The sequence below is a fragment of the Rhodococcus sp. AZ1 genome (assembly GCF_054979605.1).
In genome coordinates this window covers 64909-88964 of sequence record NZ_JBUEQF010000005.1, presented here as the reverse complement: position 1 = coordinate 88964, position 24056 = coordinate 64909, and the positions used below count along the sequence as shown (strand labels likewise).

Here is a 24056-nt window from a genome sequence, read left to right as displayed (position 1 = left end):
CTCTCGGTATTCGGATGCCGCAACAGTGTGGATCACCTCGCCGACACTCCTCAGCGCTGGACGGACGCTCCGAACACGATGGACCCGTCGGTGATGGCCGTGCTGATCAACGGTCGTCGACCGGCCAGGTAGCCCAGCGGGCCCGACCGGTCGAACGTCCAGTCCGCACGCAAGGTCCTGAGCTGGGCGAACAAGTTGTTGCGCGCGACGATGGTGCGGCCGTCGAGATGCTGAGCAGTCACGAGCGGGATGTGCGGCATGCCGGGAACGATGCGCCGGCCATCACGTGATGTGAGAGACGCCACAGTCGAACCCTCGAGGGTCATCGACCGGGTCGTGTTCCCGGCGGCCGTCGACGTCGCGAAGCAGGCAAGGTGCTTCGGGATCCCCCACAGTTCGCGCCCGCCGGTGCGCGACTGCGGACTGTCGACCCAGATCTGGGAGATCGACACCCGCGGGGACGGCCCGCGACGCGCGGCGATCGCCACCAACAGTTCGTCGTAGGTGAGCACCCCGCCCTCGGCGTAGGTCGCGAAGGCCACGTTCACGACGAGCTTGCCGTTCACCGTCACCGCGCGGACACCGGCCGCCTCGGGGGCATCGGCCACCTCGGTGGGGAGTTCGGATCGCGGGACCAGGAACACCGAGCCGCGCAGCGAGCCGCCGAGGTACCACGGCTCCGGGGGGTAGCTCAGCCCGTCGGCGCCGATGTGCCAGTCGCGCTCGGGAACAGCGTTGAGTTCATCGGTCGGGCGTGTCATCGTTGCGCTGCTCCCTCTCGCTCCGACCACCGTCGGCGCGCTCACTGGACCCCGGCCGATAGTAGCCACCGCGACGGGCGCGTAGCGTGCGCACGGATGTCCGGTACCGCCGCCGCCGCAGTGCTGATGGGCTACCTTGCCGATCGTGCCCTCGGCGACCCCCGCAGGCACCACCCCGTCGCATGGTTCGGCTCGTGCGCCGCCGCGCTCGAACGGCGTACGTACCGCGACTCCCGCGTGGCCGGGGTGGTGCACGTGACTGCGCTGCTCGCGGTGACGACCGCCGGCTCGGCTCTTCTCGAGCGCGAGGCCCGCCGGTGGGGCCCCGCGCCCGCGGCGGCGGTGACGGCGCTGGGCGTGTGGACAGCGTTGGGGGGGACCACGCTGTGCCGCACCGGGGTTCGGATGGCCGAGGCCGTCGGTGAGGATTCCGACGGAACGTTGGATACCGCGCGTGCGGTCCTGCCGTCACTGTGCGGACGTGACGCCTCGGTTCTCGATGGGCCCGGATTGATCAGAGCGGCAACGGAATCGGTCGCCGAGAACACCTCCGACGCGACCGTGGGCGTGGTGGTGTGGGCCGCACTGTTCGGCCTTCCCGGCGCGCTGGGTTACCGGGCGGTGAACACGCTGGACTCGATGATCGGCTACCGCTCGTCTCGGTACGAGAGGTTCGGCTGGTTCGCCGCGCGCCTCGACGACGTCGTCAACTACGTCCCGGCTCGCCTGTGCGGGGTGCTGACCGTGGTGGCCGCCCCGGCCGTGGGCGGGTCACCGAGGCGCGCCCTGGCGTCGTGGCGGGCGGACGCCGCAGCGCACCCGAGCCCCAATGCCGGTGTGGCGGAAGCCTCGGCCGCGGGTGCGCTGGGGGTGAGTCTGGGCGGGCCGACGCAGTACGCGCACGGTCTCGAGATCAGACCGACGCTGGGGTCGGGGGCGCCGCCGACCGAGCAGGATCTGCGCCGGGCCGTGGCGCTCTCGGGCGTCGTGCAGGGGTTGTCGGTCCTGGTGTCAGCGCTGGGTGCCGTAGCGCTCGGCCAGGCGCGTCGGCGCGGTCGCCGTGCCCGTCGAGTCCGCTGAGCGTCGCCCGAACCCGCGGCCCCGGCGCAGGTGCGAGGCCAGGTCCGCGTCCAGATCGTCGAGATCGATGTCGGATGCGTCGGCATCGCGCGTCGACGAGCCCCGCGCCGTCCCCGGGTCGTTCGTCGCCAGGTCGTCCGCCGCCGGCTCGGCGGGTTTCTCGTCGCCTCCGCGCCGCCGCTCCTTGATCTCCGCGCGCACGAAGTAGGCGAGGGCGAGCGGGGCCATGAGGCCGAACGCCAGCCACTGCAGCCCGTACGACAGGTACGGTCCCGCGTCCAGTTGCGGTAGGTCGATGGTGCCGAGCCCGCCGGGCTGGGCGTCGGAGAGCTGAATGTAGCCGTCGACGGTCCGTACCCCGGTCAGCGCGTCGACCTGCTGCGCGGTGATCGTGTAGACCTGCGCGGGTTCGCCACCGGTGGCCGGCAGCGGAGTCTTGTCCGCGACGGCGGACTCGTCCTGGCGTACCCGCCCGTCGAGTGTGACCTGGCCGGTGGGTGCGGGGGCGATGGGCGGCGGCCGGTTGCCGTCCACGGGCAACACGTAACCGCGGTTGACCACAACGGTGGTGCCGTCGGTCGCGCGGAAGGTGGTGAGCACCTCGTAGGACGGTGTGTCCTGCACGCTGCGCAGTCGCACCAGCACGGTGGTGTCGGGCAGGTAGACGCCGCTGATGGTGACCCGTCGCCAGTCGTCGTCCGGGGCGACGGCGCCGCCGGCGAGCAGCGTCGACGCGGGCACCGGATCGGCGGTCAGCGATGCGGCGATGCGCTGATTGCGTTCGCTGGTGAAGGTGTTCTTGTGCAGCTGCCACGGCGCGAGGACCGCGAAGCACAGGTACGCGAACAGGGCCACGACGGCGGCCAGTGCCAACCATCCCGGCTTGATGAACATCGCGACGCGCTGCACGCCCTCTACGGTAGCGCGGGATCGATGGTCGCAGAGATCAGCAGATCGGTGAGCTGTGCGGGAGTGTCCACGGCCCAGCGGGCGCGTGCGTGCTCGTCTGCTCGGCCGTACCCCCAGCGCACTACGACGGTGGGGATGCCCCAGTACGCGGCGCCCTCGACGTCGTGCGCGCGATCGCCGACCATCAGCACGCCGGTCGTCGCAGCGGGTACGGGGTCGACGCCCGCGTTGTGCAGAGCGCGCTCGACCACGTCCACCTTGGCGCGACGGGTGCCGTCGTCGCTGGCCCCGGCAATGAACGCGAAGTGGGAGGCGAGGCCGAAGTGCGTGAGGATCCGACGGGCGAATCCCTCGTTCTTGGAGGTGGCCACGGCCAGGGTCACCTCACGCTCGATCAGCGCGCTCAGGGTGTCCGCGATGCCGTCGTACGGGCGGTTCTCCGCCCACCCGATCTCGTCGTACCGCGCGACGTACGCGGCCAGGGCTCGGGTGGCCCGCTCCGGCCCGAGGTTCATCGCGGCGAACGAATCGATCAGCGGTGGCCCGATGACGCCCTCGAGCATCTGCGGGGTCGGCGGCGGCGCCCCCACTTCGGCGAGGGCGTGCCGGAAACCTGCCCAGATGCCGGGGGCGGAGTCGGTGAGTGTGCCGTCGAGGTCGAACAGCACGGTGTGGAACGCCCCCGTCATCCGATGATGTGCTCCACGGCGAGCTGCTGCAGGGCGACGAAACCGTAGTCGCGGGTCGCGGCGGCATCGATGTCGAACGGCTCGTCCTCGGCGAGGAACGCCTCGAGCGTCTCGCCCTCGCCGAGGGTCGGCAGAGCCAGGTCGGCGACGCCGCTGTATCGCATGGCCTCCTGCACGCGGGGGTCGGCGCGGAAGGCTCGGGTCTTGTCCGCGAGCATCAGGTAGGTCGACATGCACGCCTTCGCCGACTCCCACACTCCGGTCATGTACTCGGTGCGCGAGGGCTTGTAGTCGAAATGACGCGCACCGGTGTAGCGCGGGCCGTCCGGAGAGGCCGGGAACCCGTTCTCGAGCAGGTCGACGGTGAAGAACGCCGACATCAGGTCGCCGTGGCCGAACACCAGGTCCTGGTCGTACTTGAGCCCGCGCTGGCCGTTGAGGTCGATGTGGAAGAGCTTGCCGGCCCACAGGGCCTGGGCGATCCCGTGGGTGAAGTTGAGCCCCGCCATCTGCTCGTGACCGGTCTCGGGGTTCAGGCCCACGAGGTCGCCGTTGTCGAGTTCGGCGATCAGTGCGAGAGCGTGGCCGATGGTGGGCAGGAAGATGTCGCCGCGGGGCTCGTTGGGCTTGGGTTCGAGTGCGATGCGCAGGTCGTAGCCCTGACTGCGGATGTGGGCGGCGACGGTGTCGATGCCCTCGCGGTACCTCTCCAGCGCCGCGTGCAGGTCCTTGGACCCGTCGTACTCGCTGCCCTCGCGTCCGCCCCACATCACGAAGGTCTGCGCGCCCATCTGCGCGGCGAGGTCGACCGCACGCAGCACCTTGCGCAGTCCGAACCGTCGCACCGAACGATCGTTGGACGTCAGCCCACCGTCCTTGAAGACCGGATGGGTGAAGGTGTTGGTGGTGACCATCTCGATGGTCAGTCCCACGCGGTCGGTCGCGGCCTTGAATCGGGTGAGGATTCGCTCGCGCTCGGCGTCGTCGGCCTCGAACGGCACCACGTCGTTGTCGTGGAAGGTCACGCCCCAGGCGCCGAGTTCGGCGAGCTTCTCGACGTATTCGACGGGGTCGAGGGCGGGACGGGTGGCGGCGCCGAAGGGGTCGTTGGCGGTCCAGCCGACGGTCCAGAGGCCGAAGGAGAAGCGATCATCGGCAGTGGGTGGGCGCGTCACGAGAACCTCCGGGTGTGCGGGAAGCAATTTGTTTGTAGGTAAAACATAACTGGCACCCGGGTTACGGTCAAGGAGTGAACAGCCAGGTCGACCGTGGACCCGTCACCGACGAGCGATCGAGCACCGGCGTGCCCGTGACCGGCGCCCGGCAGTCGACGATCCGCGGATCCAATCTCGCACTCGTCGCGCGCACCGCTCTGTCCGCGTCGCCGCCGATCTCGCGTGCCGGGATAGCTGCCCAGACCTCGATGACACGCGCGACGGCATCGCGTCTGGTCGACGACCTGGTGGCCGGCGGCGTACTCACCGAACTCGCCCCGCTGGCGAGCATCGGCCGCGGTCGACCCGCCACGCCCGTCGTCGCTGCCGACACCTACGCCGCGCTCGGTCTCGAGGTCAACGCCGGTTCGCTCGCCGGCCGCGTGATCGCCCTCGACGGCACCGTGGTGGCCGAGCGGATCGTGCACTCCGACCAGCGCGCGAGCGATCCGCTCGACGTTCTCGGCAGACTCGACGCACTGGGCCGCGAGATCATCGCGCAGTGGCGTACCGCTCGACTGGAGGCCAGGCTGCTGGGCGTGGGTCTCGCGCTGCCCGGCATCGTTTCCCGCGATTCGGGCTTCCTGCACCACGCGCCCAACCTGGGGTGGAAGAACGTGCGCCCCGCCGACCACATCACCGTCACCCACCTTCCCGAGCGCGAGCTGGACCTCACCGTCGGGAACGAGGCGGACTTCGCCGCCCGCGCCGCCGCCGAGATCTCGCCCGGGCGACCGGGGCCGCTGCGCGACTTCGTCTACCTTTCCGGTGAGATCGGCATCGGTGGCGCCGCGGTGCGCGGCGGTGTGGTCGCCACCGGCCACCACGGGTGGGCGGGCGAGATCGGCCACGTGTGCGTCGATCCCAGCGGACCTCGCTGCGGTTGCGGATCCACGGGCTGTCTCGAGCTGTACGCCGGACGCAACGCTATTCTCGACGCCGCCGCTCTGCCCGTCGGCACCACCTCCGAGGCCCTCGTCGCCGCTGCCGTCGCCGGCGACCCGACCGTGCTGTCCGCAGTCGATCGCGCCTGCTACGCGCTCGGGGTCGCGCTCGCCGGGATGATCAACCTCGTTGACATCCACACCGTGGTTCTCGGCGGACATCTCGGTGCGCTGGCCGAGTTGATCGCGCCCCGCCTGAGCGAGCACCTGGCCGAGCGCGTCCTCGCATCGGGGTGGGTGCACATCTCGGTGGTCCGCGGCAGTGTCGATCCGGCGATCGGGGCCACCGGCGCCGCGTACTACGAACTCGGTCGTCTGATCGAGGCGCCCGCGCTGTGGATCGATCGGTTCGTCGGATGAGCGCCCCGCGTCCGGTGCCCACCCTCGCCGAGGTCGTCGCCACCCTCGACCGCGCCTACCCGCCGCACCTGGCCGAGAGCTGGGACTCGGTGGGGTTGGTGTGCGGCGACCCGGCCGAGCGCGTGCGAGAGGTCGTGATCGCGGTCGATGCCACCGCCGCGGTGGTCGACGACGCCCTCGCCCGCGGCGCCGACCTGCTCCTGGTGCACCATCCGCTGCTGCTGCGCGGGGTGGACACCGTCGGCGCCCACACCCCCAAGGGAGCGCTGATCCACCGGCTGATCCGGGGCGGATGTGCGCTGCTGACCGCCCACACCAATGCCGACGCTGCCTCCCCGGGTGTCTCCGATGCCCTCGCCGCAGCACTCGGCGTGCGCGATCTGCGTCCGCTGGTCCCGCGCACCGAGACCGTCGACAAGTGGGGGGTCCACGTCCCGATCGCGGACGCCGATGCCGTGCGCGCCGCCATGTTCGCCGCGGGCGCCGGTCGCATCGGCAACTACAGCGATGTCTCGTTCAGCGTCGACGGCACCGGCCGGTTCCGGCCCGGTGACGGTGCCGTACCCGCGATCGGCACGGTGGGCGTCGACGAGAGCGTGCCAGAGACACGCGTGGAAATGGTTGCGCCCCAACGTCTCCGGGCCGACATCGCCCGTGCCCTGATCGCCGCGCACCCGTACGAGGAGGTGGCGTTCGACGTGGTCGAGACCGCACCGCTACCCACCGGCGAGGGCATCGGACGCGTCGGCACCCTCGATCGGCCGACCACCCTCGCGGAGTTCACCGCGGTGGTGGCCGCAGCGCTGCCGCCCACCGTGTGGGGGGTGCGCGCAGCGGGTGATCCCGGTGCCCGCGTGCACACGGTCGGCGTGTCCGGAGGGTCGGGCGACGGGTACCTGCAGGCCGCCACGCGTGCGGGGGCGGATGTGTTCGTCTCCTCCGACATGCGCCACCACGTGGTCGACGAGCACCTGCGCGCCGGCGGGGTGCCGGTGATCGACGTCGCGCACTACGCAGGGGAGTTCCCGTGGTGTGGGCAGGCGCGCGCCCTGCTGGAAGCGGAGTTCGGCGACCGCGACGAGTTCTCCTGTGCCGTCACCGATGTGCGCACGGATCCCTGGTCGATCGGGTCCCCACCTGTACGGTTGGCGCCGTGAGAGCCGATCGACACCAGCAGCGCAAGCTTCTCGATCTCGCCGCGCTCGACACCGAGCTGACGCAGATCGCCCACCGCCGCGCCACCTTGCCCGAACAGGCCGAATGCGACCGACTCGACGCCGAGCGGGTGGCCCGCAAGGATGCGGCCGTGGTGGTCTCGATCGCCATCGACGACCTCGATCGCGACATCGCCAAACTCGAGGGGGAGATCGACGCCGTACGGCGCCGCGAGGAGAAGGACCGCGCGGCGCTCGAGAGTGGTGCGGCACCGGCCAAGCAGCTCACCGAACTCCAGCACGAGCTCACCAGCCTGGAACGTCGCCGCGCGATCCTCGAGGACGAACTGCTCGAGGTGATGGAGCGGCGCGAGGCATCTCAGAACGATCACGACCACGCCGGTGCTCGGCTGACCGCCGTCGAGGACGAACTCGTCGACGCCCGACGCCGCCGCGACGACGCGCTCGCCGACCTCGCCTCCCGGGAAGCCGCTCGCTCCACCGCGCGCCACGAGCTCGCCGGCGCGATCGATGCGGATCTGCTCTCGATGTACCAGAACCAGCGCGAGCGCTCGGGCACCGGCGCGGCTCTGCTGCGCGCTCGGCGATGCGGTGCGTGCCGAATGGAGATCGATCGCAGCGAGATCGCTCGCATCGCCGCCACCGACGAGGACCAGGTGGTGCGGTGCCCGGAGTGCTCGGCAATCCTGGTCCGTACCACCGAGTCCGGGCTGTGAGCGTGCCCTCGTCGAGCGGTGATCGGTCCGACCTGGCGGTGATCGTCGAGGCCGACGGGGGTTCGCGCGGAAACCCCGGGCCCGCCGGCTACGGCGCGGTGGTGTGGGACGCCGACCACGCCGCCGTGCTCGCCGAGCGATTCGACTCCGTCGGGATCGCCACGAACAACCTCGCCGAGTACCGCGGGCTGATCGCCGGACTCGAGGCGGCCGCCGAGCTGGGTGCGCGCCGTGTCACCGCGCGGATGGACTCCAAACTCGTCGTCGAGCAGATGTCCGGGCGCTGGAAGATCAAGCACCCGGACATGATCGAGCTCGCGGCGCGCGCGCGTGCGATCGCCGACCGCTTCGACTCCGTGGAGTACTCGTGGATCCCACGCGAGAAGAACTCCCACGCCGACGCCCTGGCCAACCGCGCGATGGACGGTGAACAGGGCAGCTCCGGCGCGCCGCCCGCTGTCTCGGGTCCGCCGCGCACGCTACCGGCATGGCAGGCAGTCACCGGCTCGGCCACCCGTCTGATGTTGTTGCGCCACGGGCAGACTCCGCTGTCGGTGGCGCGGCGGTACTCGGGCCGCGGCAATCCCGAGCTCACCGACGCCGGTCGGGAGCAGGCTGCCGCGGCGGCCGCCCGGATCGCCCGAATGGGTGGGGTCGACGCCATCGTCTCGTCGCCGTTGGCACGCACCCGCGCCACCGCCGCGGCCGTGGCAGCGGCGACGGGTGTCGACGTCGCGATCGACGACGGTCTGATCGAGACGGACTTCGGATCGTGGGAGGGATTGTCCTTCGCCGAGGTGAACGAGCTCGATCCCGACCACCACCGCCGATGGATGGGCGATACCTCGCTGGCCCCGCCGGGTGGCGAGAGCTTCGATGCCGTACGCGATCGGGTCGCCGCGACCCGACAGGCACTGTTGGACACCTACGCCGGGCAGACGGTGGTGGTGGTCTCGCACGTGACCCCGATCAAGACCCTTCTCCAACTTGCCCTCGACTCCGGGCCCGAACTGCTCTACCGCCTGCACCTCGACCTCGCCTCGCTGTCGGTGGTCGATCACTTCGACGACGACCGCGCCTCGGTGCGGCTGGTGAACGACACGTCGTATCTGTGGGCGTGACGGCGTGACCGCGGTGTACGCACGGCGGACGCCGCATGTTCACTTTCCGGCTGCCCGACCGTTGCCCAGACCTTCAGTTGGTTCGGCCTACTAACTGCCGTGGACAGTGGGGAAGTCGGCAACAGTCCGAAGTGCTCGTGGGTGGTGGATCGACGCACGGTTCTGCGGGCAGCCGCGTCGGGCGTGGTGGCCGCACCGCTGCTGCTCGGCGAGGCCGGGTACGCGGGCGCACAACCCGCATCGGGCAGTGAGCGTTCGGTCGGAGTGAGCGCGCCCACCGGCTCGGTTCGGGTGGACGTGCACCTCGACGACGCAGGTGTCGGGTGGTTCGTCGGTTCGGCCGACGGCGTCGACGTCACCGGTCGGTGTCCGCTGGGTATCCGGCTCGACGACGGTGACTTCACGCAGGGTCTGACCATCACCGCAACGGGTGACCCGGCAGCGGTGTCGGTGGACTACGAGCTCCTGCAGGGCAAGGTCCGGCGAGTTCGCACCGACGCCACCACCCGCGAGATCACCGTGACCAACAGCGCGGGTCAGCCCATGGTGATTGCGCTGTGGGCGTCGTCGGGGGGAATTGCCGTTCGGTACCGGTTCCCGGATCGCGGCGATGGTCGGATCACCCGGGTGGTGGCCGAGCGCACCGGAATCGCGGTTCGGATCCCGGCGGACGGCGGAGCCCAGTTCACCGAGCCGTACACCCCCGGATCACCGAAGTACCAGGACTTCTACATCGACCGCAGAAACCACACGCTCCCGAAGGTCGGATCACAAGTCACCAGCGCCCTCACCGCCAGCGGTGGAGCCACGTTCCCGATGTTGCTGCGCACCGCGGCATCGGATGGCTCCGCGTGGTGGGTGTTGGCGGGCGAGTCCGGGGCGCTCGGTGGGTATCCGGGCTGTCACCTCTCGCAACCGCTGGTCGACGGCGGCCTGGCAACGTTCACCATTGCGTTCCCCACCGACGACGAGGCGCTCGGCGAGTTCGGTACCGGCGCGCCGGCGGTGTCCGGTGCGTGGAGTACCCCGTGGCGGTTCATGGCGATCTCCCGCGACCCCTGCGCGGTGGCGCAGACAACGCTGGCCACCGACCTCGCGGACCCGTGCGCGGTCGCCGACACCTCATGGATCACGCCGGGATCGGCGTCGTTCTCGTGGCTCACCGACAACGCTGCGCCGCTGAGTCTGGAGAAGACCGTTCGGTGGTTCGATCTCGCCGAGAAGTTGAACTGGCCGTACGCACTCGTCGACGTCAAGTGGGATCAGATGACGGACGCGGCCGCGACGCCCGTCCCGCTCGAACGTATTGCCCTCGAGGCGAAGGCGCGTGGGGTGAAGCTGTTCCTCTGGTACAACTCGGCCGGCCGAAACAACAACGCGAGCGGCAACACGCCACGCGATCAGTTGGCCGATCCCACCGTGCGCGCGGCAACCCTGGCCCGGCTCTCTGCACTGGGGGTCGCGGGCATCAAGGTGGACGGGTGGCAGAGCGACAAGCAGGAACTGCTCGCCCTGCAGCGAGACGTCCTCGTCGACGCGGCACGGTTCCGCATCCACGTCCTGCTCCACAACTGCAGCGTCCCGCGTGGCTGGGACCGCACCTTCCCGCACCTGCTGGGCGTGGAGGCGGGTATCGCGAGCGAGTACTACAACAACACCAAGCCCTACACCGACCAGATGGCGGAGCAGAACACCATCTCAGCGGTGGTTCGCAACGCCATCGGTCCGTTCGACTACGGCACCACGCTGTTCTCGACCCGGTTGAAGCCCGGCGCCGATCGCTACACCAGTGCTGCCCACGAGTTGGCGCTGGCCGTGATCTTCCAGTCCGGCTTCAACGGCTTCGGTGACTCCCCGGAGTCGTATCTGGGACAGACGGCCGGCGTGCAGGACGTGCTGTCCACGGTTCCGTGTAGCTGGGACGAGACCCGCTACCTCGTGGTCGATCCGGCGCGGACGGTGGTGGTCGCACGGCGGAAGGGGCGGGCGTGGTGGGTGGCAGGTATCAACGGTGTGACCACGTCGATCTCACCCGGCCTGGACACGAGCGCACCCGGCTACGTGAGGGCATCGGGCCAGGCAGTCGCGATCGGCGTCGACCTCGGCCCACTGGGTATCGGTGGCGGGCGCTCGGGGCGCCTGTTCCGTGACACCTCGGCCACCGACGCCGCGCTGATCGAAGTGGATCTGCCCGGCGACCGTTTCACCGTCGACACCGCCCCGTTCGGAGGGTTTCTCGCGGTGATCGAGGACTCGCCGCGGGCGAGTGGGCCCGGCCTCTTCGGCAGCAGCTGACCGCGGAGCCACCGGGCGGTCACACCGCCACCACCCACAGCGCCCCCACCGCCGCGGCGAGTGTGAGGGGCGTGGCGATCAGGCCGACAGCCGTGAAGGTGCCGAGCGAGGGGTTCTCGTCGTTGTCGCGGGCCACGCGGCGCCACAGCATGGTCGCGAGCGAACCGACGTAGGTGAGGTTGGGGCCGATGTTCACCCCCAGCACCACGGCCAGCACCAGTGCGGGCGGAGCGCCCGGACCGAGAGCTGCGATCAGCAGCAGGGTGGCGGGCAGGTTGTTCAGTACGTTCGCCGCCACCGCCGCGATCGCCGCCGTCACCAGCAACGCGCTCAGCGTGGTCGACGACGGCAGCGCCGCGGCGATCCCACGGCCGAGCGGACCTGCCGCCACGGCCGCGACCACCACCCCCAGTGCGATGACGAACGCGCAGAACGGCCAGTCCGCCGATCGCAGCAGCCGTCGTGCATCGGTTCTGCGGTGCCGCAGAGCCGGTACGGCCAGCACCACGGCGGCCGCCGTCGCGACCCACGCGGGCGCCACCGCGATCTGCCCCGACACCGCGAAGCCGACGAGCGCAACGACCAGGACGCCGAGCGCGAAGTACGGGGTGGCAATCGTCGCGCCGGTGTCCGTCTCTGTGTCCGGGTCGGGCATGGTCCGCGCAGCGAGGTCACGGCGGAAGAAGATCAGGAACACGGCCAGTTCCACCGCGATCGCCGCCACCCACGGGGCCGCCATCAGCGCGGTGAAGTGCGCGAACGTCAGACCCGTCGCCGAGAATGCCAGCAGGTTGGTCAGGTTCGACACCGGCAGCAGCGTCGAGGCCGAATTGCTCAGGTGCGCCACGGCATACGAGTGCGGTCGGGCGGACAACCCGGCGGCGCGAGCGGCGCCGATCACTGCCGGCGTCAGGAGAACCACGGTGGCATCGAGGCTCAGCACCGCCGTGGTGACGGCCGCCGCGGCGAAGACCAGCACGAGCAGTCGACGGGGGCGTCCGCGCGCACCGCGACGCAACACCATCGCGACCCAGTCGAACACACCGTGGACGTCGGCCAGGTGCGACAGAACGAGGATCGCCGCGAGGAAGCCCACGGTCGGGGCCAGATCGAGGATCTCCCGTCGCGCCGACTCGACACCGACGGCGCCGAGGATCACCACCAGCGCCGCCGCAGGAGCGGCCACCACGATCTCCGACAACCCCAGCGGCCGAACGATGGCGACCACCAACACCGCGGCGAGCAGGACCAGCGGGATCAGGTCGGTGACGAGGTGCACAGGGTCAGGTGTCGATCGCGAGGATCTTGTGCAGGGTTCGCAGGTTCCGGGTGGTCGTGGTGGCCTTGTACTTCGCGGACGCCGACGCCTTCCCGATCGGGCTGGTCAGTGTGTCACCGCGCGGGACCTGCCAGTAGAGCACCCGATGCGGGCCGAGTGCGCTGCGTTCGCGATCCGATCCGGGCCCGGTGACCTCGGCGAGCTCGGCCGTCGACACCCCGTCGGTGGAGAACACGACGTACGAGTGCTGATCGGGCTCGTCGGGGAAGGGGTTGTCCGCCACCACCTCCTCGAGAGCCGCGCGGTCGATCACCACGACCTTCGCGGTGTAGGAGAAGGTCTGGGTGAGGGTGGTCTCCACCCGAGCGGTCACGGCGGCGGCATCATCGGGGCCGGTCAGGATCACATTGCCCGACGCGAGCACCGTCCGGACGTCGGTGAACCCCACGTCGGTGAGCGCTGCGCGCACCGCGTCCATGGTCAGTCGCACACCCCCGACGTTGACTCCTCGGAGCAGAACCACCCAGCGCATGGGCGAACTATAGGACCCACCCGCGTAGGGTGTGCGACGCGGACGAGTCGGCCGGGCGGCCGCGGCATCGAGAACCGGTTGCGCATGCAGTCAGGCTCGAGGCCGAGGAAAGTCCGGACTCCACAGAGCAGGGCGGTTGCCAACAGCAACCCGAGGCAACTCGCGGGACAGTGCCACAGAGAACAGACCGCCGACGGTACCTTCGGGACCCGTCGGTAAGGGTGAAACGGTGCGGTAAGAGCGCACCAGCACCCCGGGTGACCGGGGTGGCTCGGTAAACCCCGCCCGGAGCAAGGTCGAAGGTCGCACCGCTCGCGGTGCGGCTGCGCAGGCGTTCGAGGGCTGCTCGCCCGAGTCTGCGGGTGGACCGCTCGAGGTACCCGGCGACGGTGTGCCCAGATGGATGGTCGCCACTCGGCGCCGAACCCTCGCGGTTCGTCGCCGAGGACAGGATCCGGCTTACACGCCGACTCGTCCGCCCGCCCCGGTCCGCCCCAGCGAGAGCGTGGGGCAGACTGGGCACCCATGAGGCGCGCGACGGTCGGTTCCCTGAATTTCGCCGATGTTCGAACCGAGTTCCGCCTCCCGGATGCCTACCCGGCCGACGCCGAGGGTGAGGCCGCGGGCGCCGTCGACGCCCACGCCGCAGGTCGCCGCGACGCCCGCGACATCGAGTTCGTCACCATCGACCCACCCGGCTCCATGGACCTCGACCAGGCGCTCCACGTGGCGCGCGATGGCGACGGTTTCGTGCTCTCGTACGCCATCGCCGACGTCGGTGCCCTGGTGGTCCCCGGCGGTGCGCTCGATGCCGAGTCCCGACGACGGGGGCAGACGGTGTACCTGCCCGACGGCACCGTGCCGCTGCACCCGCGTCCGCTCTCGGAGGGGTCGGCGAGTCTGCTGCCCGATCAGGATCGACCGGCCGCGCTGTGGACGATCGCCGTCGGCGCGGACGGCGAGCCCGGGTCGTACACCGTCGAACGCGCGACGGTCCGCTCACGGCAACGGTTCACGTACGCGCAGGTACAGGCCGATGTCGACGCCGGCCGGGTGCACCCCTCGCTCGAACAGCTGCCCGATCTCGGGGCGCTGCGCATGGCGCTCGCTCGTGCACGCGGCGCCATCGAACTTCGCGTTCCCGAGCAGGAGGTGGTGCGGGACGGGGACCGGTGGCGCGTGGACATCGCCGCGCGCACCGCCGTCGACGACTGGAACGCCCAGATGTCGCTGCTCACCGGCATGTGTGCGGCGAAGATCATGGTCGAGGCCAAGGTGGGGATCCTGCGTACCCTGCCCCCCGCGGCGCCGTCGGACGTGGCCGAACTGCGTGGCAGTGCGCTCGCCCTGGGCGTGCACTGGCCCGAGGGTGCGGCGCCCGGTGCGGTGTTGGCCGCGCTGCCGGCCAACGAGCCGGTGACTCTGGCGGTGATGACCGAGGCCACCCGGCTGCTGCGTGGCGCGTCCTACGCGTGCTTCTCCGGGCAGGTACCCGAGCATCCCGAGCACGCCGGGATCGGCGGTCTGTACGCGCACGTGACCGCGCCGTTGCGACGACTCGTCGATCGATTCGCCACCGAGATCTGCCTGGCCGCGGTGGCCGGCACTCCCGTGCCGGCGTGGGTCACCGACGCCTTCGCCGAGTTGCCCGAGACGATGCGGCGCAGCGACACCCTGGCCGGCAAGGTCGATCGCGCGTGTGTGGATCTCACCGAAGCCACCTGGCTCGCCGAACACGCCGCCGGCACCTACGACGGCGTGGTGCTCTCGGCGGCGCAGCCGGGCCGCGCCGACCGTCCGGCGCGGGTCTATGTGGCGGGCGCGGACGTGATCGCCGACTGCACCGGCGCACCGGCCGAGGGCACCCGCATCACGGTGCGGGTGAAGGTGGCCGACCCGACCACCCGGAAGGTGCTGTTCGAGCCTGCGACGCTGTCCGAACCCGCGACCTGACCTGACCTGCGCTCGCCGCGTCAGCGGTCCACAGCGGCGTCCAGCGCGGCCGCTGCGGCGTCGTAGCCGTCGAGCGAGCGTTCGGCGGCAACGCCCTCGCGCTCGTGCAGCACGCCGTAGGTGAAGGTGTCCTCCCCGCGCTCGTGGGCCGCTGCGGCCGCATCGCGCAGCGTCGCACGCGACAGCGCGGCGTCCTGGTGGTCGCCGAGAATCGTCTGCAGCGATTTCGCCGCGTCGTGGATCCGCGTTGCGCGCTTGCCGAGCACGGGAGCCGCCGCGGATGTGGTGTACCGCAACTTCTTCGCGCACTTACGCACCTCGTGCAGAAGTTCCTCCCGCTCGACTGCCTCGGCTGCCTCGGCGGCGCGGCGCGCCCGGCTCACCGCACGAACCCGCCGGTGCACCGCCGATGCCAGGAACGTCTTCGCGCGAACATCGGCGGTCTCGGTGAGCGGTGGGTCGGCGATCAGCGCGTCCAGGCGATCGAGCAGGGCGAGGTACCGCTCACCGTCGAGCTGGGCGACGATCCGCTCGTGTGCCTGCCGGTAGGTGGTGCGCGAGCCTGTCACCAGTGCCTCCCGGACGGGCCCGCGAATCAGATCCTCGTCCAGCTCGGCGAGCGCGGACTCGTAGCGATCCGCCATCACCTCGGCATCGCGAGCCTGTCCGAGAAGCGCTGCCAGCCAGGTCAACTCGCTTCGGATGTCCTGTACGGACGGGTCGAAGATCTTCCGGTAGGCGCCGAGCACGCTGCGCAGGCGTCGCGTCACCACCCGCATCGAGTGCACGGCGTCGTCGGTGTCCACCCGCACCCGCGGATCGGCGGCCAGCAGCGCGTCGACGTCCGTCGCAACGGCGTACATCGCGGCCTCCCCGGCGCGGGCCTTCCGCGGTGGTGGCGACGGTCGAGGCGTCGGCGCGGGCGCAGTGGTGGTCGACAGCGCTCGTTCGAGCTTCGACGCCGTTGTCGCCGGCCGGGCACCGCCGGCGGTCACCGCGGCGTCGATCTCCCGCAGCAGGCCGACCTCGCCGCCCCGCAGCTCGACCTCCCACTCGTGCCACTGCGTCCGCACGTTCGCCCGCAGGTCCACCGCCTCCACATGGTCGTCGCAGAACTCCGCCGCGCACGCCACCGTCTCGGTACCGACGGTGATCACCGTGCGCCGCGTGCGAATCGACGCCAGGGGGGTGAGGGCGTCACCCCGAACGAGTGAGCGAACCGGTGCCAGAACGTCCGCGGGCACCCGATCGGGCGTCTCGCCCCCGCTCGAGCCTCCTCCGTCGAGCGGGCGGCGAACCTCGATGCGTTCGTTGCCGGCCACCGGTACCTTCACGTGCCAGCCCGCATCGGCCGTGCCCGTGCGGCGGCGCAGGGTGATGTGGTGGCGGGTGAGGACGAGGTCGGCGGTGTCGTAGTACGTCGAATCCGGTTCGGAGACAGCAGGATCGGACACCGTCACCACCCCGCCGACTCGTACCAGGTCAGGCACCTGCGCGTCGACGTCCACGTCGTACTTGGTCTCGATCTCCCGGGTGACCTCGTTCTCCGCCATGGCTCCATTGGTACCAGGGCACCGATGCGCTCACGGTCGGAAGGCGTCGGTGGCCTCCACGAGGTGGTGCACGATCCCCGGTTCGGTGGAGGCGTGGCCCGCGTCGGGCACCAGGTGGAGCTGTGACCCTGGCCAGGCGCGATGGAGGTCCCACGCGTTCGACGGCGGGCACACCACGTCGTAGCGACCGTGCACGATCACGCCGGGGATGTCGGCGATCGCTGCCACGGTATCCAGCAGCGGCGACGCCAGGAAACCGCCGTTGCGGAAGTAGTGATTCTCGATGCGCGCGAAGGCCAGGGCGAACCGGGGATCGGCAGTTTCCTCGACTCGCGCCGGATTCGGCAGCAGCGAGCTGGTGGCTCCCTCCCACACCGACCAGGCGATGGCGGCGCGCTCGGCCACCGCGCGGTCGGGTGAGTGCAGCAGCTGTCCGAACGCCTCGATGGTGTCGCGACCTCGCTCGTGTTCGGGTAGGGGAGCGAGGAACTTCTCGTACTCGTCGGGGAACAGGTGTGCGGTGCCGCCGTTGTAGTACCAGTCCAGTTCGCTGCGTCGGAGCAGGAAGATCCCTCGTAGGATCAGCGCTCGAACTCGGTTCGGATGCGCCATCGCGTAGGCCAGCGACAGCGTCGAGCCCCACGATCCCCCGAACACCACCCAGGTCTCGATGCCGAGAGCGCTGCGCAGAGCCTCCATGTCCGCGATCAACTTCGGCGTGGTGTTGACCGTCAGATCCGCATCGTCGGCCACGTGCGGAGTCGACCGCCCGCACCCTCGCTGATCGAACAGCACGATGCGGTACGCGGCCGGATCGAAGTAACGCCGCTGATCGGCGTGGGTGCCTCCACCCGGCCCACCGTGCACGAAGACCACCGCCGCGCCGTCGGGATTGCCGCTGACCTCCCAGTGGATGCGTTGGCCGTCGCCGACGTCGAGCAAACCCTGCTCGTGCGGCTCGATCGGTGGGTAGAGGGTGCGCACCGTGTCAGAAACCGACGAGCGCCGACGCCAGGTCGGGCACTGCCAGGTACGACACCGCGCGGGTTCGGACGTCCGGGCAGCTCGCCGTGGTCACCCGGTCGACGATGGCTCGATCGCGCAGCACCGTGAGGTTGATCGTGCCGCTCTGCGCGGCCCACTGCTGGACCAGGATGTTGAACCCGGCGCGGCCCAGGGTCGGGCCCTGGATCGACCAGTCCGAAATCTGGCCGGCGATCTGGTCGCACAGGCTCTTGGCCGCGGCGTCGGTGACCTCCGCAGTCGGTGCCGAGCTGGTGGCACCGGGAGCGGGAGCGGGAGCCGGTGCCGGGTTCGCGCAGCCCGCCACGACAGCGGCACTAACCAGCACGGGAGCGGCGCGACGCAGCATGGACCTCGTTGTCATGTCGACTCCTGGTTCGTCGGATGTACGCCGTGCAGTCTGCCAGGTCAGAAACTGTGCTCCGGTCCGGGGAACTCCCCGGTTCGCACCTGCGCCGCGTAGGTCGACGCCGCGTGCCGCAGGGTATCGCCCACGTCGGCGAACTTCTTGACGAACTTCGCGGTGCGGCCGCTGGTGAAGCCGGCCATGTCCTGCCACACCAGGACCTGCGCGTCGCACTCGTTACCGGCGCCGATGCCCACGGTGGGAATGGTCAGCTTGCGGGTGACCTGACCGGCGAGGTCGGCGGGCACCATTTCCATCACCACTGCGAACGCACCGGCCTCCTGGACGGCGATCGCGTCCGCCACCAGCTGCTCCGAGGCGTCGCCGCGGCCCTGCACACGGAAACCGCCGAGGGTGTTCACGCTCTGGGGTGTGAATCCGATGTGCGCCATGACCGGGATTCCGGCGGCGGTGATGGCGGCGATCTGCGCGGCCACACGTTCGCCGCCCTCGAGCTTGACCGCGTGCGCCTGACCCTCCTTCATGAACCGCACCGCGGACGCCAGGGCCTGCTGCGGGGACCCCTCGTAGGTGCCGAAGGGCAGGTCCGCCACCACCAGAGCGTTGGGAGCGCCACGCACCACACCGCGCACCAGCGGGATGAGCTCGTCGACGGTGACCGGAACGGTGGTGTCGTAGCCGTAGACGACGTTGGCCGCGGAGTCGCCGACCAGCAGCACCGGTATGCCGGCCTCCTCGAAGATGCGGGCCGAGGAGTAGTCGTACGCGGTGAGCATGGCCCAGCGCTCACCTCGGGACTTCATGTCCACCAGGTGATGGGTGCGGGTCTTGCGGCCGGTGGGAGCAGCGCCGTAGAGGGCATGCTCGGGTGCCGGAGCGTGAGACGGTGCCGGAGCGTGAGACATCGGTGTCCCTTTCGTCCTCGAGGCCTCGTGGAGGTCCCCGGGTAGAGGTGATGACGGGCTCAGTCTGCCACCACGTACCACCCTCTGACGTAGTGCGCTTGATCACAGGCCTCCGCGCTGTGCGGTCGTGTGCGAAAAGCGCCGCTCAGCGGTGGATATCGCCCACATGTCGGGCGCGGGCAAGCGCGGCCTGAATCTCCGCGAGAACACCGGCGGGGTCGCCGATCAGGCGGTGCCATGTGAAGCGTAGGACGTGCCAGCCCGCGTTGACCAGTGTGTTCTGACGTTCGGCGTCGCTGTGGAACCGAGCAGCGTCGCGATGCCAGGCCCATCCGTCGACCTCGAGCGCCACCCGCTCGGCCTCGAACCCCACGTCGATCTCGTAGCCGCACGAGGACACATGGGTTCGCCAACCCGTCAGACCCGCACCGCGCAGCAGCCGGAGCAACACCCGCTCGGCCTCGGAGGCTCCGCCCTCACCCGCGGCGCGCAGCAGCGCTGCACACGCCGTGGCGCCCTCACGCCCGGCATTGGACCGATGCACCGACATCAGCGATCGCAGGCTCACCCCCTGCTGGATAGCGCGATCCATCAGCGCGGATCCGTCCGGTACCAGCACCGCGGTCTCGAGCACGGTGAGCGCTCTGGACGTCAGCGGCAGGCCTGCCACGGTGTCGACGTCTCGCGGTGCGAGGGTGCGACGGCGAACGTTGCCCATGCCGACGCGTCGAACGTTTCGCTCGCGCGGCACCGTCACCCACGTGGTCGTGGGCGCCCGATCGATCATCCCGCGCCACCACGCCGCACTCGGTCCCCACGCGCAGGCCCCGGGTCCGGCTGCGAGCACGGCTGCCCGGAGGCGGGCGCGAGGGGTCAGCGGTTGTTCGGTGCTGCGGTACACCCCCGCGAACACGGTCGACCAGACTCCCGAGGTCACCCGTCTGCGTATCGCCGACTCGCTGAGCCCGAATGCCCGCGCCTGCACCGCGCTGATGACGCCGTCCTGTCGCGCGAGGTGGCCTCGAAGGCGTGCGTTGTCCACATCAGATTGGACGCAGCGGACGGCGATCGGTTCCAGTCGGTCGACCTGTGTGCGAAAAGCGTCGCTCAGCGCTGGATATCGCCCACATGTCGGGCGAGCAGGGCCTCGACCGTCGCCGGGGGCAGGGACGTCAGCGGATGGGTGGCCGAATCGAGCACCTGCCCGTGCGAACACCCCTCGGGACGACGCAGTCCGCCCGAACCCAGCGCCTCGACGACCACCGCGCGCAGCAGGTCTGCCATCGGACCGTCCCCTGCCACGGCCACGTGGCGATGCCCGAGGCGGTGAGCGGTGTCGCGAACCAGGACCACCGCGGCCGCCCACAGGTGGTCGAGGTGATCCTGCAGCGGCGCGATGCGAGGTGCCCGCGGTGCGAACACCGGAACGGGCAGGTCCGGTATCTCGTGCTCGACATCGCCCGGTCGATCGGACACGGCGACGTCGGCGATCAGCAGGTGCTCCACGAACTGCGGGGCGCGCGCGATCAGGGTGCCGTCTGCCGCGAACACCGTGGCGCCGCCGTCGAACACCTGACCGTCGTGTCCGCCGAGGAGGTTGACGACGGCCAGCCCGGTACCCGCGGGTATGGCCACGGGCGTCGGTTCGGAGCCGTCCAGTGGTACCGGCCGCGCGGACGGGATCACCTGCACATCGACGTCCGAGTGCGTGCGATCGCCGCCGACCACCAGCCCGTCCACGCGCAATCGCTCGGCGTGCAGGCCGGTTGTCAGGACCCTGCCCGCGAACAGTGCGGCCACCCCGCCGCCGTGAACCCCACCGCCGTGACCGAGAACCACCACGCAGTCACCCGCTCCGGCCCGGTCGAGGTCGGCGGCGAGGACCTCGAGCGGACCTGCGAGTGTCGACGCGGACGGCGACGGTGCCGGCAGCACGACCACACGCGCTCCCTCCGCGGCGGCCAGCACGGACCACCGGACGGCCAGTCGACGGTTGTCCTCGTCGGCGCCGAGGGTGGGGTCGATCGTGACGAGCGCGATGCGGCACGGTCGCATGTCCTCGACGCTAGTGGTCCGGGCCGCCCCGTGACACCGGGGTGACGGGGCCGCCGTGAGAACATCGTGGTGTGAGAACTGTTTCGTGTCGCCGGGCCGCTCTGGCACCGATCGTCGCCGCCGTGCTGGTGGTGGCCGGATGTTCGGCGACAGTGGACGGCACGGCACGTGCGGTGTCCGATGCACCGGCGGCCGGTCTCGACAAGTTCTACTCGCAGAGCGTCGACTGGGGATCGTGCGACGGGTTCTCCACCGACGGTTCGGATCTGTCGGACCTGCAGTGCGCGCGGGTGAACGTTCCGCTGGACTATCAGGCGCCCGACGGGCCGACGGCGTCGCTCGCGATCTCCCGTGCGCGCGCCGGCGGTGCGAAGATCGGCTCGCTGCTGGTCAACCCCGGCGGTCCGGGGGGCTCCGGACTCGCGACAGCGGCGGTGACCAAGGGAACATCCGCAGCAGAGCGGTTCGACACCGTGGGCTTCGACCCCCGCGGGGTCGGGGCGTCGACACCGGCCGTGGTGTGCCGTACCGGCCCGGAGATCGATGCCGCTCGCGCCGACGACGACACCGAGACCGATCCGGCAGGGCTCGCCCAGACCGAGAGCGAGAACCGGGACTACGCCACCTCCTGCGGTAAGCGCGTCGATCCGGTGCTGCTGGCGCACATGGGTTCGGTGGACGTCGCGCGTGACATGGATGTGCTGCGGGCCGTGCTGGGTGACGACAAGCTCACCTACCTGGGTTTCTCCTACGGCACACGCCTGGGAACCGAGTACATCCAGCAGTTCCCCACGAAGGTGCGGGCGATGGTCCTCGACGGTGCCATCGATCCGGCGGCCGACGCGGCGGCCAGTGAGGTCGATCAGGGCCGAGGGTTCCAGGGCGCGTTCGACGCGTTCGCCGCCGACTGCGCCACACGCCCGGACTGTGCGCTCGGGACCGATCCGAAAGCGGCCGTGGGGCAGTTCCGCCGACTGGTGAACCCGCTGGTGGTCTCGCCGGTCAAGACGGCCGATCCGCGCGGGCTCAGCTATCAGGACGCGATCACCGGAACGCTGCAGGCGCTGTACCTGCCCGATTTCTGGGGTGCGCTCCGCAGCGGTCTCCGCCAGCTCGCCGCGGGTACCGGTGACACCCTGCTCCAGCTGGCCGATCTCTACTCCGGGCGCGGGCCGGACGGCAAGTACTCCAACCTCGAGGACTCGTTCAACGCCGTTCGGTGCCTGGATGACCCGCGGATCACCGACCGCGCGGCGGCCGGTCGGATCGATGCGCAGTATCGGGCTGCCGCGCCCTTCCTCGACGACGGCAAGGGCAACGGGAACGCGGCGCTGGACGTGTGTGCGTTCTGGCCGACGCCGGTGGAGGGGGTGACCACCGACGTCACCGCACAGGGATTCCCCCGGGTGGTGGTGGTCTCGACCACCAAGGACCCGGCGACTCCGTACCAGTCCGGGGTGAACCTGGCCAAGGACCTCGGCGCTGCGTTGATCACGTTCAACGGCACCCAGCACCTGGCGTCGTTCGACGGCGACAAGTGCGTGGACGACGTGGTGACGAAGTACCTGGAGAATCCGGCCTCGCCGGTGTCGGACACCACCTGCTGATCGTCGGCGGTCCGTCGAGCTCACACCCCGTGTGAGCTGGTGTGAGGTGTCCGGCAGCAAGACCGAATTAACGCTGTAACACGGATTTAACTTGGCGTGCCTAGCCTGACGACCATGGATCGCCAAAAGGAATTCGTGCTCCGTACGCTCGAGGAACGCGACATTCGTTTCGTCCGACTGTGGTTCACCGACGTCCTCGGTTACCTCAAGTCCGTGGCGATCGCACCGGCCGAACTCGAGGGTGCGTTCGAGGAGGGGATCGGCTTCGACGGCTCTGCCATCGAGGGGTTCTCGCGAGTGTCCGAGGCCGACACCGTCGCCCTTCCCGATCCGGCCACCTTCCAGGTTCTGCCCTGGACCACCAGCAAGGGACATCAGCATTCCGCGCGCATGTTCTGCGACATCGCGATGCCCGACGGGTCGCCATCGTGGGCCGACTCGCGGCACGTGCTGCGCCGCCAGCTCGCCAAGGCCGGTGACCTCGGGTTCAGCTGCTACGTGCACCCCGAGATCGAGTTCTTCCTGCTGTCCGACGCGCCCGAGGACGGCCGTACGCCCGTGCCCGCGGACAACGGTGGCTACTTCGACCAGGCCGTTCACGACGCGGCGCCCAACTTCCGGCGCCACGCCATCGACGCTCTCGAGTCGATGGGCATCTCCGTCGAGTTCTCGCATCACGAGACGGCGCCGGGGCAGCAGGAGATCGATCTGCGCTACGCCGACGCCCTGTCGATGGCCGACAACGTGATGACCTTCCGCTACCTCGTCAAGGAGGTCGCGATCCACGAGGGTGTGCGGGCGACGTTCATGCCCAAGCCGTTCTCCGACCATGCCGGCTCGGCGATGCACACCCACATGAGCCTGTTCGAGGGCGACACCAACGCCTTCCACAACCCGGTCGACCCGATGCAGCTCTCCGATACCGGCAAGGCCTTCATCGCCGGCATCCTCGAGCACGCCAACGAGATCAGCGCGGTCACCAACCAGTGGGTGAACTCCTACAAGCGTCTGGTGTACGGCGGGGAGGCACCCACCGCCGCGTCCTGGGGCCCGTCCAACCGCTCCGCGCTGGTCCGGGTGCCGATGTACACCCCGAACAAGGCCTCCTCGCGTCGGGTCGAGATTCGGAGCCCCGATTCGGCCTGCAACCCGTACCTGACCTTCGCGGTGCTGCTGGCCGCCGGCCTCAAGGGCATCAAGGAGGGGTATGCGCTGCCTCCGGAGGCCGAGGACGACGTGTTCTCCATGACCTCCGCCGAGCGTCGCACCCTCGGATACCGGGAGCTCCCCGGTGACCTCAACGAGGCGCTCAAGGCGATGGAGCGCTCCGAGCTGGTCGCCGAGGCGCTCGGTGAGCACGTCTTCGACTACTTCCTGCGCAACAAGCGTCGCGAATGGGAGTCGTACAAGGGTCACGTCACCCCGTTCGAGTTGAAGAACTACCTGGGCCTGTAGAAGCGTCGGCCGAGCGAGGCTGCGCCGAGCCGACGATGTGATCGAGCGAGGCTGCGCCGAGCC

At 70.2% G+C, this 24056-nt stretch carries 21 protein-coding genes and 1 other RNA gene; 10 read left to right on the top strand and 12 right to left on the bottom strand.

Annotated elements, in window-relative coordinates:
- Positions 1-50 precede the first annotated feature (50 nt).
- Complete coding sequence (locus ACY48E_RS07990; protein ID WP_462871616.1) at positions 51-761, bottom strand: acetoacetate decarboxylase family protein; 711 nt, start codon at positions 759-761, stop codon at positions 51-53.
- Between the two features lie 96 nt (positions 762-857).
- On the opposite strand from ACY48E_RS07990, the gene ACY48E_RS07985 reads away from it, so the two are divergent.
- A complete protein-coding gene (locus tag ACY48E_RS07985; RefSeq protein WP_462871615.1) occupies positions 858-1841 on the top strand; it encodes a cobalamin biosynthesis protein in 984 nt (327 codons plus the stop codon).
- Here ACY48E_RS07985 and ACY48E_RS07980 read toward each other — a convergent pair.
- The 3 genes from ACY48E_RS07980 to xylA are packed head-to-tail and all read right to left on the bottom strand — an operon-like array spanning position 1773 to position 4614.
- Entirely contained in the window at positions 1773-2750 is a 978-nt protein-coding gene (locus ACY48E_RS07980) for an SURF1 family cytochrome oxidase biogenesis protein (RefSeq protein ID WP_462871614.1), read from the bottom strand. The genes ACY48E_RS07985 and ACY48E_RS07980 overlap by 69 nt on opposite strands.
- 5 nt (positions 2751-2755) lie before the next feature.
- Complete coding sequence (locus ACY48E_RS07975; protein ID WP_462871613.1) at positions 2756-3439, bottom strand: HAD hydrolase-like protein; 684 nt, start codon at positions 3437-3439, stop codon at positions 2756-2758.
- Entirely contained in the window at positions 3436-4614 is a 1179-nt protein-coding gene (gene xylA / locus ACY48E_RS07970; RefSeq protein WP_462871612.1) for a xylose isomerase, read from the bottom strand. The genes ACY48E_RS07975 and xylA overlap by 4 nt, the downstream gene beginning before the upstream one ends.
- A gap of 74 nt (positions 4615-4688) precedes the next feature.
- On the opposite strand from xylA, the gene ACY48E_RS07965 reads away from it, so the two are divergent.
- The 5 genes from ACY48E_RS07965 (at position 4689) to ACY48E_RS07945 (ending at position 11264) form a co-directional block, all read left to right on the top strand.
- A complete protein-coding gene (locus ACY48E_RS07965; RefSeq protein WP_462871611.1) occupies positions 4689-5957 on the top strand; it encodes an ROK family protein in 1269 nt (422 codons plus the stop codon).
- Positions 5954-7114, top strand: a complete 1161-nt coding sequence (locus tag ACY48E_RS07960; RefSeq protein ID WP_462871610.1) for a Nif3-like dinuclear metal center hexameric protein — start codon at positions 5954-5956, stop codon at positions 7112-7114. Before ACY48E_RS07965 ends, ACY48E_RS07960 begins: the two co-directional genes overlap by 4 nt.
- Positions 7111-7848 (top strand): zinc ribbon domain-containing protein, encoded by a 738-nt coding sequence (locus ACY48E_RS07955; protein WP_462871609.1) that lies wholly within the window; start codon positions 7111-7113, stop codon positions 7846-7848. The genes ACY48E_RS07960 and ACY48E_RS07955 overlap by 4 nt, the downstream gene beginning before the upstream one ends.
- Before the next feature lie 32 nt (positions 7849-7880).
- Positions 7881-8969 carry a bifunctional RNase H/acid phosphatase gene (locus ACY48E_RS07950; protein WP_462871809.1) on the top strand — a complete coding sequence of 363 codons (1089 nt, stop codon included), beginning with the start codon at positions 7881-7883 and terminating at the stop codon, positions 8967-8969.
- Between the two features lie 99 nt (positions 8970-9068).
- A complete protein-coding gene (locus tag ACY48E_RS07945; RefSeq protein ID WP_462871608.1) occupies positions 9069-11264 on the top strand; it encodes a glycoside hydrolase family 97 catalytic domain-containing protein in 2196 nt (731 codons plus the stop codon).
- A gap of 19 nt (positions 11265-11283) precedes the next feature.
- On the opposite strand, the gene ACY48E_RS07940 is transcribed toward ACY48E_RS07945, so the two are convergent.
- Complete coding sequence (locus tag ACY48E_RS07940; RefSeq protein WP_462871607.1) at positions 11284-12543, bottom strand: SLC13 family permease; 1260 nt, start codon at positions 12541-12543, stop codon at positions 11284-11286.
- Between the two features lie 4 nt (positions 12544-12547).
- Entirely contained in the window at positions 12548-13075 is a 528-nt protein-coding gene (locus tag ACY48E_RS07935) for a DUF1697 domain-containing protein (RefSeq protein ID WP_462871606.1), read from the bottom strand.
- 43 nt (positions 13076-13118) lie between these two features.
- On the opposite strand from ACY48E_RS07935, the gene rnpB reads away from it, so the two are divergent.
- An RNA gene (rnpB, locus tag ACY48E_RS07930) (RNase P RNA component class A) lies at positions 13119-13553 on the top strand.
- 47 nt (positions 13554-13600) lie between these two features.
- Positions 13601-15028: an RNB domain-containing ribonuclease gene (locus tag ACY48E_RS07925; protein WP_462871605.1), complete on the top strand. Its 1428-nt coding sequence runs from the start codon at positions 13601-13603 to the stop codon at positions 15026-15028.
- A gap of 20 nt (positions 15029-15048) precedes the next feature.
- Here ACY48E_RS07925 and ACY48E_RS07920 read toward each other — a convergent pair whose 3' ends face one another.
- The 6 genes from ACY48E_RS07920 to ACY48E_RS07895 all read right to left on the bottom strand — a co-directional run bounded on the left by ACY48E_RS07920 (position 15049) and on the right by ACY48E_RS07895 (position 20931).
- Positions 15049-16581: a CYTH and CHAD domain-containing protein gene (locus ACY48E_RS07920; RefSeq protein ID WP_462871604.1), complete on the bottom strand. Its 1533-nt coding sequence runs from the start codon at positions 16579-16581 to the stop codon at positions 15049-15051.
- A 30-nt stretch (positions 16582-16611) separates the two neighbouring features.
- Positions 16612-17565 (bottom strand): prolyl aminopeptidase, encoded by a 954-nt coding sequence (pip, locus tag ACY48E_RS07915; RefSeq protein WP_462871603.1) that lies wholly within the window; start codon positions 17563-17565, stop codon positions 16612-16614.
- Positions 17566-17569: 4 nt separating this feature from the next.
- The gene (locus ACY48E_RS07910; RefSeq protein WP_462871602.1) at positions 17570-17968 is read right to left on the bottom strand and encodes a hypothetical protein; all 399 of its coding nucleotides are present in this window, start codon (positions 17966-17968) and stop codon (positions 17570-17572) included.
- Positions 17969-18012: 44 nt separating this feature from the next.
- A complete protein-coding gene (gene panB, locus ACY48E_RS07905) occupies positions 18013-18876 on the bottom strand; it encodes a 3-methyl-2-oxobutanoate hydroxymethyltransferase (protein WP_462871601.1) in 864 nt (287 codons plus the stop codon).
- A 145-nt stretch (positions 18877-19021) separates the two neighbouring features.
- A complete protein-coding gene (locus ACY48E_RS07900) occupies positions 19022-19918 on the bottom strand; it encodes a DUF559 domain-containing protein (protein ID WP_462871600.1) in 897 nt (298 codons plus the stop codon).
- A gap of 65 nt (positions 19919-19983) precedes the next feature.
- Positions 19984-20931: a hypothetical protein gene (locus tag ACY48E_RS07895; protein ID WP_462871599.1), complete on the bottom strand. Its 948-nt coding sequence runs from the start codon at positions 20929-20931 to the stop codon at positions 19984-19986.
- Between the two features lie 71 nt (positions 20932-21002).
- Between ACY48E_RS07895 and ACY48E_RS07890 the strand changes: the two genes are divergently transcribed.
- Both ACY48E_RS07890 and ACY48E_RS07885 read left to right on the top strand, forming a co-directional pair.
- Entirely contained in the window at positions 21003-22538 is a 1536-nt protein-coding gene (locus ACY48E_RS07890; RefSeq protein WP_462871598.1) for an alpha/beta hydrolase, read from the top strand.
- Positions 22539-22652: 114 nt separating this feature from the next.
- Positions 22653-23993: a glutamine synthetase family protein gene (locus ACY48E_RS07885; protein WP_462871597.1), complete on the top strand. Its 1341-nt coding sequence runs from the start codon at positions 22653-22655 to the stop codon at positions 23991-23993.
- The last annotated feature ends 63 nt before the right edge of the window (positions 23994-24056 follow it).

Excerpts from the sequence above, each read along its gene's own strand:
- ACY48E_RS07975 (WP_462871613.1), bottom strand. The coding sequence starts at position 3,439 with ATGACGGGGGCGTTCCACACCGTGCTGTTCGACCTCGACGGCACACTC.
- ACY48E_RS07985 (WP_462871615.1), top strand. The coding sequence starts at position 858 with ATGTCCGGTACCGCCGCCGCCGCAGTGCTGATGGGCTACCTTGCCGAT.
- ACY48E_RS07990 (WP_462871616.1), bottom strand. The coding sequence starts at position 761 with ATGACACGCCCGACCGATGAACTCAACGCTGTTCCCGAGCGCGACTGG.
- ACY48E_RS07960 (WP_462871610.1), top strand. The coding sequence starts at position 5,954 with ATGAGCGCCCCGCGTCCGGTGCCCACCCTCGCCGAGGTCGTCGCCACC.
- ACY48E_RS07885 (WP_462871597.1), top strand. The coding sequence starts at position 22,653 with ATGGATCGCCAAAAGGAATTCGTGCTCCGTACGCTCGAGGAACGCGAC.
- ACY48E_RS07935 (WP_462871606.1), bottom strand. The coding sequence starts at position 13,075 with ATGCGCTGGGTGGTTCTGCTCCGAGGAGTCAACGTCGGGGGTGTGCGA.
- ACY48E_RS07920 (WP_462871604.1), bottom strand. The coding sequence starts at position 16,581 with ATGGCGGAGAACGAGGTCACCCGGGAGATCGAGACCAAGTACGACGTG.
- ACY48E_RS07895 (WP_462871599.1), bottom strand. The coding sequence starts at position 20,931 with ATGCGACCGTGCCGCATCGCGCTCGTCACGATCGACCCCACCCTCGGC.
- panB (WP_462871601.1), bottom strand. The coding sequence starts at position 18,876 with ATGTCTCACGCTCCGGCACCGTCTCACGCTCCGGCACCCGAGCATGCC.
- ACY48E_RS07910 (WP_462871602.1), bottom strand. The coding sequence starts at position 17,968 with ATGACAACGAGGTCCATGCTGCGTCGCGCCGCTCCCGTGCTGGTTAGT.
- ACY48E_RS07925 (WP_462871605.1), top strand. The coding sequence starts at position 13,601 with ATGAGGCGCGCGACGGTCGGTTCCCTGAATTTCGCCGATGTTCGAACC.